This is a genomic window from Mycobacterium zoologicum, from assembly GCF_020181635.2.
GTDB classification, from domain to species: domain Bacteria; phylum Actinomycetota; class Actinomycetes; order Mycobacteriales; family Mycobacteriaceae; genus Mycobacterium; species Mycobacterium zoologicum.
In genome coordinates this window covers 23,067-38,868 of record NZ_JAYJJS010000018.1, presented here as the reverse complement: position 1 = coordinate 38,868, position 15,802 = coordinate 23,067, and the positions used below count along the sequence as shown (strand labels likewise).

Annotated in this window: 15 protein-coding genes; 5 read left to right on the top strand and 10 right to left on the bottom strand. The window is 69.7% G+C overall.

Translation table 11 applies throughout. The annotated features are described in order from the left end of the window. Positions 1–37 precede the first annotated feature (37 nt). Positions 38–811, bottom strand: coding sequence for an NUDIX hydrolase (locus K6T84_RS15165; RefSeq protein WP_408066122.1), 774 nt, complete (start codon positions 809–811; stop codon positions 38–40). A gap of 72 nt (positions 812–883) precedes the next feature. Between K6T84_RS15165 and K6T84_RS15160 the strand changes: the two genes are divergently transcribed. Together K6T84_RS15160 and K6T84_RS15155 are read left to right on the top strand one after the other, a co-directional pair. Further along, entirely contained in the window at positions 884–2,326 is a 1,443-nt protein-coding gene (locus K6T84_RS15160; protein WP_225401036.1) for a CCA tRNA nucleotidyltransferase, read from the top strand. 25 nt (positions 2,327–2,351) lie between these two features. Beyond that, entirely contained in the window at positions 2,352–2,882 is a 531-nt protein-coding gene (locus K6T84_RS15155; protein ID WP_224863730.1) for a pullulanase, read from the top strand. Between the two features lie 64 nt (positions 2,883–2,946). Here K6T84_RS15155 and K6T84_RS15150 read toward each other — a convergent pair whose 3' ends face one another. Further along, on the bottom strand, positions 2,947–3,720 hold the full coding sequence (locus tag K6T84_RS15150) for a TIGR03084 family metal-binding protein (RefSeq protein ID WP_224863729.1): 774 nt from the start codon (positions 3,718–3,720) through the stop codon (positions 2,947–2,949). 9 nt (positions 3,721–3,729) lie between these two features. Further along, positions 3,730–5,013, bottom strand: coding sequence for an MFS transporter (locus K6T84_RS15145; protein WP_225401035.1), 1,284 nt, complete (start codon positions 5,011–5,013; stop codon positions 3,730–3,732). A gap of 134 nt (positions 5,014–5,147) precedes the next feature. Here K6T84_RS15145 and K6T84_RS15140 point away from each other — a divergent pair, with 134 nt between their 5' ends. After that, a complete protein-coding gene (locus tag K6T84_RS15140; protein ID WP_224863725.1) occupies positions 5,148–5,753 on the top strand; it encodes a YqgE/AlgH family protein in 606 nt (201 codons plus the stop codon). A gap of 1 nt (position 5,754) precedes the next feature. Here K6T84_RS15140 and K6T84_RS15135 read toward each other — a convergent pair whose 3' ends face one another. Together K6T84_RS15135 and K6T84_RS15130 are read right to left on the bottom strand one after the other, a co-directional pair. Further along, on the bottom strand, positions 5,755–6,213 hold the full coding sequence (locus K6T84_RS15135; protein WP_224863723.1) for a hypothetical protein: 459 nt from the start codon (positions 6,211–6,213) through the stop codon (positions 5,755–5,757). A gap of 25 nt (positions 6,214–6,238) precedes the next feature. Beyond that, positions 6,239–7,024, bottom strand: a complete 786-nt coding sequence (locus K6T84_RS15130) for an LpqN/LpqT family lipoprotein (protein WP_224863721.1) — start codon at positions 7,022–7,024, stop codon at positions 6,239–6,241. Positions 7,025–7,198: 174 nt separating this feature from the next. Between K6T84_RS15130 and leuS the strand changes: the two genes are divergently transcribed. Next, positions 7,199–10,087: a leucine--tRNA ligase gene (gene leuS, locus K6T84_RS15125; protein ID WP_225401034.1), complete on the top strand. Its 2,889-nt coding sequence runs from the start codon at positions 7,199–7,201 to the stop codon at positions 10,085–10,087. 17 nt (positions 10,088–10,104) lie between these two features. Further along, the gene (locus K6T84_RS15120; RefSeq protein WP_329786702.1) at positions 10,105–11,244 is read left to right on the top strand and encodes an adenylate/guanylate cyclase domain-containing protein; all 1,140 of its coding nucleotides are present in this window, start codon (positions 10,105–10,107) and stop codon (positions 11,242–11,244) included. A gap of 1 nt (position 11,245) precedes the next feature. On the opposite strand, the gene K6T84_RS15115 is transcribed toward K6T84_RS15120, so the two are convergent. Genes K6T84_RS15115 through K6T84_RS15095 form a run of 5 tightly spaced genes read right to left on the bottom strand, consistent with a single transcriptional unit; the run spans position 11,246 to position 15,801 of the window. After that, a complete protein-coding gene (locus tag K6T84_RS15115; protein WP_224863715.1) occupies positions 11,246–11,902 on the bottom strand; it encodes an SDR family oxidoreductase in 657 nt (218 codons plus the stop codon). Beyond that, positions 11,902–12,408 (bottom strand): MarR family winged helix-turn-helix transcriptional regulator, encoded by a 507-nt coding sequence (locus K6T84_RS15110; protein ID WP_224863713.1) that lies wholly within the window; start codon positions 12,406–12,408, stop codon positions 11,902–11,904. Before K6T84_RS15110 ends, K6T84_RS15115 begins: the two co-directional genes overlap by 1 nt. A 47-nt stretch (positions 12,409–12,455) precedes the next feature. Continuing rightward, a complete protein-coding gene (locus K6T84_RS15105) occupies positions 12,456–13,211 on the bottom strand; it encodes an amino acid ABC transporter ATP-binding protein (protein WP_224863711.1) in 756 nt (251 codons plus the stop codon). Beyond that, entirely contained in the window at positions 13,208–15,025 is a 1,818-nt protein-coding gene (locus K6T84_RS15100; protein ID WP_224863709.1) for an ABC transporter substrate-binding protein/permease, read from the bottom strand. Before K6T84_RS15100 ends, K6T84_RS15105 begins: the two co-directional genes overlap by 4 nt. Next, a complete protein-coding gene (locus K6T84_RS15095) occupies positions 15,007–15,801 on the bottom strand; it encodes an LLM class F420-dependent oxidoreductase (protein ID WP_225401032.1) in 795 nt (264 codons plus the stop codon). Before K6T84_RS15095 ends, K6T84_RS15100 begins: the two co-directional genes overlap by 19 nt. Position 15,802 lies beyond the last annotated feature (1 nt).

The window sequence follows — 15,802 nt, the reverse complement described above, 5'->3', positions numbered from 1 at the left end:
CCGGACGCAACACCCCCACCGCGTCGTCGGGTACGGATCACGGCTCCAGCCCGGGACCGTTCTTCCGGTCCGGGCTGCGCTCGCCGTCTCGGGAGCGGCGGGTGCTGGAGTGGGTCTGCGGCCGCCGCCACGGGGCGCTCACCGGCAGCGGCGGCAGTGCCGCCGGGCCGTCGGCCTGCAACCGGTCGATCAGTTCGTCGGCGACCACCGCCAGCTTCCGCTCGTCGGCGTAGGCCAGCCGGGACGGCAGTTCCCGGATCGGCACCCACGCCACCTCGGTGACCTCCACGTCGTCGTCGCACAGTTCTCCGCTGGAGAACCGCATCAGGTAGTGGTGCACGGTCTTGTGCACCCGGCGGCCGTCGGTGACGAACCAGTAGTCGATGCTGCCCAGGGCGGCCAGCACGTCGCCCTGGACACCGGTCTCCTCGGCGACCTCGCGGATCGCGGTCTGCTCGGCGGTCTCACCGACTTCGATGTGGCCCTTGGGCAGCGACCAGAGCATTCTGCCCCGCCGGTCGATGCGCCCGATCAGCGCAGCGACCTGCTCCTCGCGCGGGCCGTCGATTCCGTCGACCACCAGGCCGCCGGCGGAGGTCTCATGCACGGTGCGCAATCGGTCCGGGCCGTGCCGCGTCGAACGGTGCCGACGCTGGGTTGATCGGGGGAGTGCGGGAGTGTCGACTGAAGGGGCCGCCTCGGTGTGAGCGGATTTCGGGCCCGAAGCGCGCCGACCACGGCGCCGCCTGCGGCGACGTCCCGGATTGGCTTCTTCACCGTCGGACGACACCCATGCGATAGTAGCTGGCACGCGCGGGCCGACCTGCGTCCCTCGCCGGTCTGGACTTCGCCGTGCTTGCGACCGCTATTAGGCTCATCGACCGTGCCAGAAGCCCACTCCGATGCCGAGCTGCTGACCGCGGCGGCGGTCGCGCTGAACCGGCACGCCGAGGTGCTGCGGGACCTCGGCGCGATGTTCGACGGCGCGGGCCATCAGCTGTACCTGGTCGGTGGGTCGGTTCGCGACGCACTGCTGGGGCGGCCGAGCCCGGACCTGGACTTCACCACCGACGCCCACCCCGACGCCGTGCAGCGCATCCTTCGGGGCCGGGCCACCGCGCTGTGGGACACCGGCATCGACTTCGGCACCATCGGCGCCGAGGTCGCCGGCCAGCGGGTGGAGATCACCACTTTCCGCGCCGATCAATACGACCGGGTCTCACGTAATCCGTTGGTGCAGTTCGGAGATTCGCTGGAGGCCGACCTGGTGCGCCGCGACTTCACCGCCAACGCCATGGCCGTCCGGATCACCCCGGACGGGCCGGGGGAGTTCCTCGACCCGATGGGTGGCCTTGCTGCGCTGCGGGCCGGCGTACTCGACACCCCGACCGCACCCCAGGACTCCTTCGGCGACGATCCGCTGCGGATGCTGCGGGCCGCCCGATTCGTCGCGCAGCTCGGCTTCGCCGTGGCGCCGCGGGTACGCGCGGCGATCGAGGACATGGCGGGCGAACTCGCCCGGATCACCGCCGAGCGGGTGGCCGCCGAACTGGACAAGACGCTACTGGGTGCCGACCCGGTCGCCGGTATCGATCTGATGGTGTCCACCGGAATGGGTGAGGTGGTGCTGCCCGAGGTCGGCGGCATGCGAATGGCGATCGACGAGCATCACCAGCACAAGGACGTCTACCAGCACTCGCTGACGGTGCTGCGGCAGGCGATCGATCTCGAATCCGACGGACCCGACCTGGTACTGCGGTGGGCGGCGCTGCTGCACGACATCGGCAAGCCGGCCACCCGCCGCCACGAAGCCGACGGCGGGGTCAGTTTTCACCATCACGAGGTGGTGGGCGCCAAGATGACCCGCAAGCGGATGCGGGCGCTGCGTTACTCCAAACAGATGGTCGACGACGTCTCGCAGCTGGTCTACCTGCACCTGCGGTTCCACGGCTACGGCGACGGCAAGTGGACGGACTCGGCGGTGCGCCGCTATGTCACCGACGCCGGGCCGCTGCTTCCCCGGCTGCACAAGCTGGTCCGCGCCGACTGCACCACCCGCAACAAGCGGCGGGCGGCGCGGCTGCAGGCCAGCTATGACCAGCTCGAGGAGCGGATCGCGGTGCTGGCCGCGCAGGAGGATCTGCAGCGGGTGCGGCCGGACCTGGACGGCAACGAGATCATGGCGCTGCTGGGCATCCCGGCGGGCCCGCAGGTGGGCCGGGCGTGGGGCTACCTCAAGGAGCTGCGCCTGGAGCGCGGTCCGCTGACGCGTGAGGAGGCGACCGCGGAGCTGCTGGCCTGGTGGCGGAACCAGGGGAACCGCTAGCCGCACGCGCGCGTCTGAACCGGGTATGGACTACTGCCTGGGCGACGGTGATGGCGGCGCGACGATGTGGACTCGGGTTCCGGACCTCGACCTCGACGGGGACGGGGTCCCTGACGCGATCGGCCTGGACTTCGACGGTGACGGGCTGCGCGACGACGCGTTGGTGGACCTTGACGGGGACGGGATCGCCGACCATCTGGTGCTCGATCTCGACGACGACGGCACGCCCGAGGCTTACTTCGCCGACGACGGAACCGGTACCTGGGGTCACGGTGCCCCGGTGGGTGTGGCGGGCCGGACGGGGGAGTTGCGGTGGCTGGACCTCGACGGTGCCGAACACACCGGTGGCCCGCTGGTCGACTTCGGCGGCGACGGGCGGGCGGAGGATCTGCTGGTCGACTTCGACGGTGACGGACGGGCCGATCGGGTGCTGATCAGCGACGGCGCGGGGGGATACGGCTCGGCGTATGTCGACACCGACGGCGACGGCCGGTGGGACGTCCACCTCACAGATTCCGACGGTGACGGTGTCGCGGACGGGGCGACGACGGTGTGAGAGGACTAAGCGCTCATCGACCGGCGCCGGGCCTATGCGCCGCCGGCTCTCTTCGCGCAAGCGCTCATCGACCGGCGCCGGGCGGCCCGGCGAACGCCTGGGCGATCTCCAGCCACCGCTGGGCATCGGCGCCGTCGGCGACCAGATCCAACTCGGCCGGCGCGCGGCGCTGCGTGACCAGGAAGCAGAAGTCTTCGGCCGACCCGACCACCCGCTGCTCGGCGTTTACCGGGCCCCACGCCCACACTCCGCCGCCGGGGGCGTGTAGTTCCACGTGAAACGGTTCGGTCGGCGGCGTCAGGTTGTTGACCGTGAAGGCGTAGTCGCGGGTCCGCACCCCCAGGTGCGCGATCGAGCGCAGTCGATCGGTGGCGGGCCGGCGCACCGCGAGGGCGTCGGCGACATCTAGGCCGTGCGCCCAGGTCTCCATCAACCGGGCCGTGGCCATCGACGCCGCGCTCATCGGCGGGCCGAACCACGGCAGCTTGCGGCCGTCGGCAACACCGCGCAGCTCGGCGTGCAGCCGGGCCCGGGTCGAGCGCCAGTCCGCCAGCAGCTCGGCCGGCGGCACCTGCGCGAGTTCATCGGCTGCGGCATCGACGAATCCGGCCGGGTCCTTCATCGCTTCGGCGAGTGCGTCCGCAAACCCGGCCTCGTCGGTGATGGCGATCAGCGACACCCGGTCGGTCCAGAGCAGGTGCCCGATCTGGTGGGCGATGGTCCAGCCCGCCGCCGGCGTGGGCGTGCCCCACTGGCTGTCGGCCAGCGGTGCCACCAACGCATCGAGTGCGTCGCTTTCGGCGCTGAGATCGGCGACGATCGATTCGGTTTCGGCCATCTGCCTACCCTAGGCCCCGACCGCTTCGCGGCTGCGCCCGATCACGGCGTGCCCGGCCAGTCCGGCCAGGTAGAGCAGCGAGCCGGCCACGATCAGTGCCGGCACCTGGCCATCGGGCGGGATCACCGCCGCGGCCGCGGCCACGGCGATGATGAACGACACCCAGAACAGGGAATCCTGCACGGTGAAGACGTGCCCGCGCAGCGCGTCGTCGACGTCGATCTGCATGGCGGTGTCGGCGCACAGTTTCACCACCTGCCCGGCCACCCCGAGCAGGAATCCGCACAGCACCAGCACCGGCAGGTACAGCCCGATGCCGGCCAGCTGGATCGCCGCGGCCGCGATCAGTGCCCCGTTGGTGGTCGCATAACTGCCCCAGCGATGCACCGCCGGCGGGGTAAGCACGGTGGCCAGAAACGACCCGGCACCCGCGGAGGCGACGAACAACGCGGTCGTTCCCAGGCCGGACACCGTGTGCTCGCCGACGTGGCGGACCAGCACCAGCACCAGCAAGGTGTTGATACCGAACGCCATTCGGTGCGCGGCCAGCCCGGCCAGGGTGGAGGCCACCGTCGGCCGGGCCCGCACCGTGCGGATGCCGTGCAGCCAACCCGTCGTCACCGCATAGAGCACCGAACCGTGAATGGTGCGCTTGGTGTCGTCGGGCCCGAGCACGTGCGCGCCGAAGAGCAGGGAGAGCACCAGCGCGATGGTGACCGGGATCGCCACCGCGGCGATGATCGACGCCGCCCCACGGTCGTCGGCGCCCACCAGCCAGCGCGGGACCAGCATGAAGTTGGCGCCGACGAACGCGGCCACCGCGCCGGTCGCTATCGCCAGCGCGTTCATCGTGACGACGTCGTCGCGCGGCACCACATGGGGCAGTGCCGCCGACAGCCCCGACGCGGTGAACCGGGTGAATCCGTTGGCGATCAGCGCAATGCACAACACCGGCAGGTCGCCGGCTCCGGTCGCCAGCAGCGCCGCGATGGCGATCACCAAGACCAGCCGCGCGAGGTTGGCCGCCACCAGCACCGAGCGACGGTCCCAGCGGTCCAGCAGTGCCCCGGCGAACGGCCCCAGTACCGAATACGGCAGGAACAGCACGGCGAACGCGCCGGCGATCGCCCATGGCGATGCGGCCCGGTCGGGGTTGAACAACAGCGCACCGGCCAGGCCGGCCTGAAAGAGTCCGTCGCCGAATTGGCTTGCGGCACGCAGCTCCAGCAGGCGCCAGAAGTCCGGCAGGCTGCGCGCTGCGCGCCACAGGTGTGCGGGTGCACGGGTGTCCACCACAAGACCTACTTCCCGAGGAGGGCGGTTGTCGCGGTGGCACCGGCCCCAGACCAGAGTACAAATCTTCGACGCCTCTTGGCGTTTGGCACAGCTCTCCCACGATCGTCGGGTGGGGGTGCCATTATGGGAGGGTGGCGCAACCTGAAGACCCCGAGGACTACGTCGCGCCCGCCGCGCATCGGGTACGGGCCGGCACGCTGCTGCTGGCCAACACAGACCTGCTCGAGCCCACCTTTCGTCGCACGGTGATCTACGTTGTCGAGCACAACGACGGCGGCACCCTGGGCGTGGTGCTCAACCGGCCCAGCGAAACCGCGGTGTACAATGTTTTGCCGCAGTGGTCCGAGCTGGCCGCAAAACCCAAGACCATGTTCGTGGGCGGCCCGGTGAAACGCGACGCGGCCCTGTGCGTCGGCCTGCTCAAGGTCGGCGTTGAGCCCACCGGCATGCCGGGGCTGCGCCACATCGACGGCCGGTTGGTGATGGTCGACCTCGACGCGGAACCGGACACCATCGCCCCGTACGTCGAGGGGGTACGGATTTTCGCCGGTTACGCCGGCTGGACCATCGGCCAGCTTGAGGGCGAGATCGAGCGGGACGACTGGGTCGTGTTGTCGGCGCTGCCGTCGGATGTGATGGCGCCGCCGCGGGTGGACTTGTGGGGCCGGGCGCTGCGGCGTCAGCCCTGGCCGACGGCGCTGCTGGCCACCCACCCGATCGACATCAGCCGCAACTGAATCAGCTGCAGCCGCAACCGCTGCCGCACCCCGACGCAGGCTCCGGCTCCGGTTCCGGTTCGCCCGCGCACCCGCAGCCCGAACCACAGCTCCCCTGCTCAACCGGCGCGGTCTCGACGGGCGCACTGGCGGCGCACCCGCACCCGGCACCGCAGCCGCCGGCCGAGACCAGCTCGGACTGCCGGGCGGCGAAGCGGGCGCCCTGCCAGGCTCCGGCCGCCAGGATGGCCAGTGCGGCGGTGATCGAGATGATCAGCGCCAGCAACGCCACCGCGGGCGGGCCGGCCAGCACCAGCGCGCCACCCACCGCCAGGATCACGCCGACCGCGATCTGGGCCGGGGCGACCGCCCGCAGCACCAGCTGTTCGGGGTCGCCGGTCAGCGGCCGCATCAGGGTCCGCACTCCGAACATCAGCGACACCGCGGCCGCAACCAGGCACAACACACCCATGATCTGCATGGGCTCAAGGATACGAGGCGGCTGATCAGGGCGACGGCGGGGCTCCGGGCAAGCTCACCCGGAACCCGTTGATGATCCCATCGGTGGCCGGCGCGGCACCGATCGCGCGCCCGGCGCCGGTGGTCACGGTCAGCGAGACCAGATAGGTCGAGCCGGCCGCCGGCACGATCACGTGCCGACGAGAGGTGTTCAGCGTCATGTCGGCGTCGCGGTAGGTGCCCTCGATCACCGACGACGGGAATCCGCAGAAGTCGTTCAGGGAGGCGTTGGTGGTCTGCCAGGCCATCTGCTGCTGACTGTCCACGTAGCCGTGGCTGATCGCCTCCTTCGGGTCGAACTGTCCCACCAGGCGGTAGACCACGAGTTGGGCGTTGGGCGCGTACAGCGATCCGCTGTGCCGGTCGGCGAGGACGGCGAACGCGTCCGGCACGTTGGGGTCGGGGACATGTGTCCAGCCCGTCGGCATCGGCAGGGTGATGTTGAACGCGGAGAAGCCGGTGGCCTGCTGCGGCTCCAGCTGGACCTTGTGGGCGGCGAAGTAGTCGCGCAGGGTGCCGGTGGCCGCCGGCAGGACCGCATTCGGCGCAACCTGCGCGGGCGCGGGTGCCTGCATGGGTGCCTGCACGGGGGCACCGGCCGTCGTGGCGGACGTCACCGGCATAGCGGCCGGTGCTGCGGGTGCGGTGACCGGGCCGTACGGGTTCGATGGCACCGGCTGGGGATCGGCGGTGGCGCTCGGGCCGCAGATCCCCGCCGCCGCTACGGCGGTGCAGCCGACCAGAAGCCGCAAGCGGCGGGTGGTGTTAGTCATCTTGCTCAGGGTCCTTCCACGGGCGGGCCGGGCGACGCTGCCCCGGCCTTGAATCGACGGTAACCAGCAGGTGAGGTGCCCGCCAGCGCCGCAACCGACCTGGAACGAAGCCCACATCGGCCCGCAACGCAACCGAGACCAAGCTGTGCCGAGAGCGCCCTTTACCCTGTTGAGGTGAACGAAGCTCCGACCACCGCCGGACCGCTGCACGAAACCAGCGACCAGGCACCTGCGCATCGCTACACGGCGGCCCTGGCCGGGCAGATCGAAGGCAGCTGGCAGGACCACTGGGAGAGCGCAGACACCTTCCACGTCGCCAACCCGGTCGGCGCGCTGGCACCGGTGGACGGATCGGCGATTCCCGCCGCCAAGATGTTCGTCCAGGACATGTTCCCGTATCCGTCCGGGGACGGCCTGCACGTCGGGCACCCGCTGGGCTACATCGCCACCGACGTCTATGCCCGCTACTTCCGGATGACCGGACACAACGTGTTGCACGCACTGGGGTTCGACGCGTTCGGCCTGCCCGCCGAGCAGTACGCCATCCAGACCGGCACGCACCCGCGGATCCGCACCGAGGCCAACATCGAGAATTTCCGTCGCCAGCTGAGGCGGCTCGGGCTCGGCCACGACAACCGGCGCAGCTTCTCCAGCACTGACGTGGACTTCTACACCTGGACGCAGTGGATCTTCCTGCAGATCTACAACGCCTGGTTCGACGCCGCCGCCAACAAGGCCCGCCCGGTATCGGAGCTGATCGCCGAATTCGATTCGGGGACACGCACACTCGACGACGACCGGGACTGGGCGCAGTTGTCGGCAGGTGAGAAGGCGGACGTCGTCGACGCCCGCCGACTGGTGTATCGCTCGGACTCCATGGTCAATTGGTGCCCGGGCCTGGGCACGGTGCTGGCCAATGAAGAGGTGACGTCGGACGGTCGCAGCGAACGCGGCAATTTCCCGGTGTTCCGGAAACGACTGCGGCAGTGGATGATGCGCATCACCGCTTACTCCGACCGGCTGCTCGACGATCTCGAGGTGCTGGACTGGCCGGAGAAGGTCAAGACCATGCAGCGCAACTGGATCGGGCGGTCCACCGGTGCGGCGGCGCTGTTCAGCGCGCAGCCGGCCGAGGGTACGGCGGTCGACATCGAGGTGTTCACCACCCGTCCGGACACCCTGTTCGGAGCCAGCTATCTGGTGCTGGCTCCCGAGCACGATCTGGTGGACCGGCTGACCGCGCCGGCCTGGCCGGACGGAACAGACCCGCGCTGGACGTTCGGTGCGGCCACCCCGGCGGAGGCGGTGGCGGCCTACCGCAAGACGATCGCGGCGAAGTCGGATCTGGAGCGTCAGGAGAACAAGACCAAAACCGGTGTGTTCCTTGGCGGTTACGCCACCAACCCGGCCAACGACCAGCAGGTTCCGATCTTCATCGCCGACTACGTGCTGGCCGGCTACGGCACCGGCGCCATTATGGCGGTGCCGGGTCATGACCAGCGGGACTGGGAATTCGCCGCCGAGTTCGGGCTGCCGGTGGTGGAAGTCATTGCCGGCGGCGACATCTCGCAGGCCGCTTATGCCGGCGACGGAACCCTGGTCAACTCCGGCCCGCTGGACGGAATGTCGGTCGCCGACGCGAAGCAAACGATGACGCAGCGCCTGGCGGACCAGGGCCGCGGCTGGGCGCGCATCGAATACAAGCTGCGAGACTGGCTTTTCGCCCGCCAGCGCTACTGGGGCGAGCCGTTCCCGATCGTCTACGACAGCGACGGTCGCGCGCACGCCTTGGATGCGACCGCACTGCCGGTGGAGCTGCCCGACGTCGGCGACTACTCACCGGTGCTGTTCGACCCCGACGACGCGGACAGCGAACCCTCGCCGCCACTGGCCAAGGCCACCGACTGGGTGCATGTCGAGTTGGACCTCGGCGACGGACTGCAGTCCTACACCCGCGACACCAACACGATGCCGCAGTGGGCCGGAAGCTCCTGGTACGAGCTGCGCTACACCGACCCGCTCAACTCCGAGCAGTTCTGCGCCCCGGAGAACGAGGCCTACTGGATGGGCCCGCGCCCGGCCGAGCACGGCGCGGACGACCCGGGCGGGGTGGACCTCTACGTCGGCGGCGTGGAGCACGCGGTGCTGCACCTGCTGTATTGCCGCTTCTGGCACAAGGTGTTACACGACCTGGGCCATGTCAGCTCGCGCGAGCCGTACCGCCGCCTGGTCAACCAGGGCTACATCCAGGCGTCGGCGTACACCGACGCCCGCGGATCGTATGTGCCGGCCGTCGACGTGGTCGAACGCGACGGGAAGTTCTACCTGCCCGGCCCCGACGGCGAGATCGAGGTGTTCGCCGAGTACGGGAAAATGGGTAAGAGCCTGAAGAATTCGGTGTCGCCCGACGAGATCTGCGAAAGCTACGGTGCCGACACCCTGAGGGTCTACGAGATGTCCATGGGCCCACTGGAGATGTCGCGGCCGTGGGCCACCAAGGACGTGGTCGGTGCGCACCGATTCCTGCAGCGGGTATGGCGGTTGATGGTCGACGAAGAGACCGGCGAGACCCGGGTGCTCGACACCGAGCCGGACACCGAGACCCTGCGCCTGCTGCACCGCACCATCGTCGGGGTATCGGAAGACTACGCGGGACTGCGTAACAACACCGCCGCCGCCAAGCTGATCGAGTACACCAACCACCTGACCAAGGAACTGCGCGACGGGGTTCCGCGGTCGGCGGCCGAACCGTTGGCGCTGATGCTGGCGCCGCTGGCCCCCCACTTGGCCGAAGAGCTGTGGCGGCGGCTGGGTCACGACACCTCACTGGCGCACGGACCGTTCCCGGTCGCCGACCCGGCGTATCTGGTCACCGACAGCGTCGACTACCCGGTGCAGGTCAACGGGAAGAAGCGGGGTCTGGTGACGGTTGCCACCGACGCGGCCGACGACGCCATCAAGGCCGCGGCGCTGGCCGACGAGAAGGTGCAGGCGTTCCTGTCCGGAGCACCGGTGAAGAAGGTCATCGTGGTGCCCGGTCGCCTGGTCAACCTGGTTATATGACAACGGTTTAGGAAGTCATGATGGGGGCGGACACCGGAGCATTCGGCGAGATGCTGGAGGAGCTGGGTCTGCTGGACGGGCTCGCGGGTAGCGCGCGCGAGGAACGGGCCGAGTTGGTGGCCTGGCTCTTGGGGCAGGGCTTCGACTTGGAGCAGATTCGGGCCGCGGTCGCTCCGATGCTGATGCCGGCGCACCGGGAGCTCGGTGACGACGGCAGGTACGTGTCCGAACGTGAGGCCAGCGCCGCCGGCGGGATCGACTTGGCGCTGTTGCAGGGCATCGAACGTGCCTTGGGGCTGCCCAGGTTGGACGACCCCGACGCCGCCCTACTGTTGCGGGCCGACGCCGAGGCAGCCGTGCGGTTACGGCAGCTTATGGACGTCGGACTGGATCAGGGTCAGGTGCTGTTGATGATCCGCAGACTTTCCGACGGCATCTCCCGTGCCGTTCCGGCATTCCGGTACAGCACGATATCGGCGATCATGCGGCCGGGCCTGACCGAGCTCGAGGTCGCTCAAGCCCACAAGGAGATCGTGCGTACTGTTATCCCCCTGTTGGGAAACATGATTCGCGACATCATGTTTGTTCAGCTGCGGCGGGTACTGGAAGGTGAAGAGGTCAACGCCAGCGAACGGGCGGCCGGGGTGGCGCTGCCCGGGGCGCGGCAGCTCGCGGTGGCTTTCGCCGACATGGTCGGGTTCACCGGGCTGGGTGAGGCGGTGCCGCCGGAGGAACTCGTGGGCCTGGTTGAACGCCTTGCCGATCTGGCCCGCGAAGTGGTCAGCCCGCCGGTACGGCTGGTCAAGACGATCGGCGATGCCGTGATGCTGGTTTCTGCCGACCCCGCGAAGCTGCTCGATACGACGCTGCAGCTGGTCGACAGGGCTGCCGACACTCGAGACCTCCCGGAGCTGCGGGCCGGAATCGCGTTGGGGTGGGCGGTGAGCCGGGCCCGGGATTGGTTCGGCAGCCCGGTGAATGTGGCCAGCCGGGTCACCAGCGTCGCCGAGCCGGGTGAGGTCATGGTGGAGGGGGCTGCGCGCGAAGCCATCGGCGACGCACCCGGCTACGCCTGGTCATTCGTGGGCGCCCACGCACTCAAGGGTGTGGGGGGCGAGACCAGGCTGTTCCGGGTGAGGCGCCACGCCACCGGGTAGCTCAGCGCGGCCGGACCACGACCTCGTGCAGGGTCGGGGTGGCCACCGCGGCGGCCACCACCTCGGCGACGGTCTCGGGGCGCAGGAACCGCGCCGGGTCGTACTGCCCGCCTTCGTAGGCGACCAGGTCGTGCTGCATGTCGGTGTCGACGCGGCCGGGGTAGACGGTGGTGACCCGCAGTGCCGGCTCGTCGTTGCGCAGCGAGTCCGCGAACGCCCGCAGCGCAAACTTGCTGGCCGAATAGGACGCCATTCCCGGCGAAACCCGTTGTCCGGCTCCCGAGTTGATGAACACCACCTGCCCGCGGGCCGCCCGCAGCGCGGGCAGCAGCGCCAGCGTCAGTGCCACCGCGCCGAACACGTTGACCTCGAAGGTGGCGCGCCACTCCTCGATGTAGGACTCACCGACCGGGCCGGGCACCATCACCCCGGCGTTGTGCACCAGCACATCGAGTTCGTCGACCAGCTCGACGGCGGACTCGATTTCGTGCGCGTCGGTCAGATCCAGTGGCCAGGTGGTGGCGCCCAGGGCTTGCGCGACGGCGTCCAGGCGCGCCGAGGGACGACCGGCCAGCAGCAGGGTGTGGGTGGGTGCCAGCGCCGTCGCTATCGCCGAACCGATTCCGCCGCCGGCACCGGTGATCAGAGCACTCGGCATCAAGTGCAGTCCAGCGGGCAGCCGTCGGCGGCCTCGGCTGGGATCCCGTCACAGGCCGCCAGCCGCTCCAGCGGTTCCAGCGCCCGCGCCAGCGTCTCCAGGTCTTCCTGGCTGAGTTTGCTCAACATCATCGCCAGCGCGGAGTGCCGGTTGGCCAGCGACTCGCGGTGACTGGCCAGGCCCTCCGGGGTGATGTCGACCAGCACGGCCCGCAGATCGGAGGGATCCCGGCTGCGCTTGACCAGACCGATCTTCTCCAGCCGGCGGATCGCCACGGTGGTGGTGGGGGTGCGCACCCGCTCGTGGGCGGCCAGTTCGGTCATCCGGATGGGCCCGCGGTCCAACAGCGTGATCAGGATCGACAACTGTGCCAGGGTCAGCTCGCTGGTGGTCGCGCCGCCGCTGAGGTCACCGCGCCGCAGAATCGAGAACAGCCTGCCCAGCGAGCGGTGCAAGCTCTCGGCGATAGCCGGCACCTGTGGCGTTTCGGCTTTGCTCCCGGTCATAGTTCGCCAGTCTAACCGGTGGCCGTGACGAGGGGCGATAAGCCAGCTCACAACACCTGTGAAAGGAAGCGCTGCAGGCGTTCGGTCTCGGCGGCGTCGAAGATCTGATCGGGCGGGCCGCTCTCCACGACTTTGCCGCGATCCATGAAAACGACGGTGTCCGAAGCCGACCGGGCAAACCCCATCTCGTGGGTGACGACCACCATCGTCATGCCGTCGGCGCCCAGTTCGGCGATCAGGGCCAGAATCCCTTTGACCAACTCGGGGTCCAGCGCCGACGTCGCCTCGTCGAACAGCATCACCTGAGGCTGCATGGCCAGCGCCCGGGCGATCGCCACGCGCTGTTGCTGCCCCCCGGACAGCGCCGACGGCCGCGACGCCGCCTTGCTGCGCAGCCCGACCCGGTCCAGCAGGCCCAGCGCGAGCTCGGTCGCGGCGTCCTGCGACAGCCCGCGCAGCTTGCGCGGCGCCAGAGTGATGTTGTCCAGCACGCTGCGATGGCCGAACAGGTTGAAGTGCTGGAACACCATCCCGATCCGCTGCCGCAGCGCATCGGGATCGTCGCCCAGCACCGACCGGCCACCCAGCAGCACGTCGCCGCCGTCGGGCTCGTGCAGCCGGTTCAGGGTGCGCAGCATGGTCGACTTGCCCGAGCCGGACGGCCCGATCACCGCGGCGGTGCTGCCCGCCGGCACGTCCAGGTCGACCCCGCGCAGCACCTCGTTCCGGCCGAAGGACAGTCGAATCCCTTGGGCCGCCAGCGAGACCGGCTCACGCGAGCCGGCGGGGATGTCCGGGGTCATGTCATCTCCTGGCCGATGATCACCGGATCGAGGTCGGCGGGATCCTCGGCGTCGGCGGGCCGCCCGCGGCGCAGCCGGTGGTCGACGACGTTCACCAGGTGCGTCAACGGGATGGTCAGCGCCAGGTAGAGCACCCCGGCGGCCACCAGCGGCGAGAGGCTGCCGGTCTGGGCGTTGATGTCACGGCCCACCTGGAACAGCTCCCGCTGGCCGGCGACCAGCCCCAGGAAGTACAGCAGCGCGGAGGCTTTCAGCAATGCGATGAACTGGTTGACCAGCGCCGGCAGCACCCGCCGGATGCCCTGCGGTATCACCACCAGGCGCATCGTGGCGGGGTAGCCGAAACCCAGTGCGCGCGCGGCCTCAAGCTGGCCGGCCTCCACGCTCTGGATACCCGAGCGCAGGATCTCCCCGATGTAGGCCGCGGCGGTCAGGCCCAGCGCGGCGATCCCCAGCGGGTAGGGATTATTGTGCGTCAGCCCGCTCACCAACGGGCCGACCGCCAGCCCGATCAGCAGGATGATCAGCACCTCGGGCAGGCCGCGGAAGATGTCGGTGTAGATCCGGGCCGGCCAACGCAGCCAGCGGGTGCGCGAGATCCCGGCCACGGCAAGGCCCAGTCCGGCCACCAGGCCGATGATCCCGCCACTCAGCGTGAGCAGCAGCGTGTTGGGCAGGCCGGTTTTGATCAGGTCCGGCAGCGCCGCCCGGTACAGCTCCCAGTCGAAGAAGGAATCGCGCAGTTGCGCCAGAGTCGATTTGGGCGCGTACGACTCGCCGGCGACCTTGTGATTGCGCTGGGCTATCGCGGCGAAATCCGGCAGGTGCGGGGTGGCCGCCGACTTGGAGCCCGGCTGCCACTCCGGCGGCAACGGCCGCGGCACCCAGTCGGCGTAGAGCTGCGGCCAGGTGCCGTCGGCGATCACGGCGTCCAGGCCGGAGTTCAGTGCCGAGATCAGCGCCCGGTTCTCTTTGGCCACCGCGTACGCCTCGAAACCGGCCGGGCTGAAGGTGGCACCGACGACGCTCGCCGGGTCACCCGGGCGCATCAGGTTCAGCGCCGTCAGCGATGGCGCCACCCAGGCGTCGACCTGGCGGCTTTTGAGGCTGGCGTACAACGTGATCGGGTCCGGGAACCGCACCGGCTCCAGCTCCAGGGTGTCGACCACGTAGGCGTCCTCGACGGTGCCCTGCACCACCGCGATGCGCTGGCCGGCGGCCAGGCCGTCGTATCCGGTGATCGGCGACCCGGTGGGGACCACCAGCGCCATGTAGCCGAAGTTGTAGCCGTTGGTGAAGCCGACGGTGCGCCGCCGGGCGTCGGTGGCGTTGATCGACGCCGAACCCACGTCGAAGCGCCCCGACTCCACCTGGGCGAGCAGCCCGAAGAAGTCGGTGCCCACGAAATACACCCGCAGGCTCAGCTTTTTGGCGATGGCCCGCAGCAGTTCGTTGTCGAAACCGGTGTAGCGGCCCTTGGCGTTGATGCAGTTCGACGGCGGACTCTCGGTCAGCGTGCCCACCGTCAGTACCCCGGGAGTGCTCAGACCCAACTTGGTGATGTCGATCGAATCCAGTGGTTCCACACCGGCGGTGGTGTATTTGTCCTCGCGGGGACGTTTGGCATTGGCCAGCTTCGGCGGCAGTGCCACCGCGGCCTGCTCACCGGCCGGGTAGCACTGGTCGGGTACCGCTGCCGCCGGGGGTGCCACCGCGATGCCGCCGATGATCAGGCAGGTGGCGATGCACGCCGAGATCCGTCGGCCCAGTAGCGCTGCCCGGCGTGCGGGCGCCTTCACCGCCGGTCGCGCCATCGGCACAGCGCTTCGGCGGCGGTCAGGTCGTAGTCGGGTCCGCTGCAGCCGATGGTCAGCAGTCGCACCCCGAGTCCGGTCAGCGTCTCGGCCTCGGCGAGCACATCGTCGACGGCGGCGCGGCCCTGTTCGCCCCCGACCGCGGCGGAGTGCTCGATCTCGGTCGCGTCGCGCCCCACCGCGGCGCAGTGCTCGGCCAGGACCGCGGCCTTGTGCGGGTAGTCCGCCGCGGTGGCGAAGCTGTGCCACAGGTCGGCGTGCTCGGCGACCAGCCGCAGCGTCTTGCGTTCTCCGCCGCCCCCGATCATGATCGGCAGCGGACGGGTAGGCTGCGGATTGAGTTGGGCCAGCCGGGATTTGATCCGCGGTAACGCCTCCGCCAGGTCGTCGAGCCGACTGCCCGCGGTGCCGAACTCGTATCCGTATTCGCGATAGTCGCGGTGCTTCCAGCCCGAGCCGATGCCCAGGATCAGCCGGCCGCCGCCGATGTGGTCGACGGTGCGGGCCATATCGGCGAGCAGTTCCGGGTTGCGGTAGGAGTTGCAGGAGACCAGCGCGCCGATCTCGATGCGGGAGGTCTGCTCGGCCCAGGCACCCAGCATGGTCCAGCACTCGAAGTGCGGTCCGTCGCGGTCACCGTAGAGCGGGAAGAAGTGGTCCCAGTTGAAGGCGATGTCGACGCCCAGATCCTCACAGCGCCGGACGGCGTCGCGGATCGCGCGATACTGCGGGGCGTGCTGGGGCTGTAGCTGTACTCCGATTCTGGGACGGCTCACG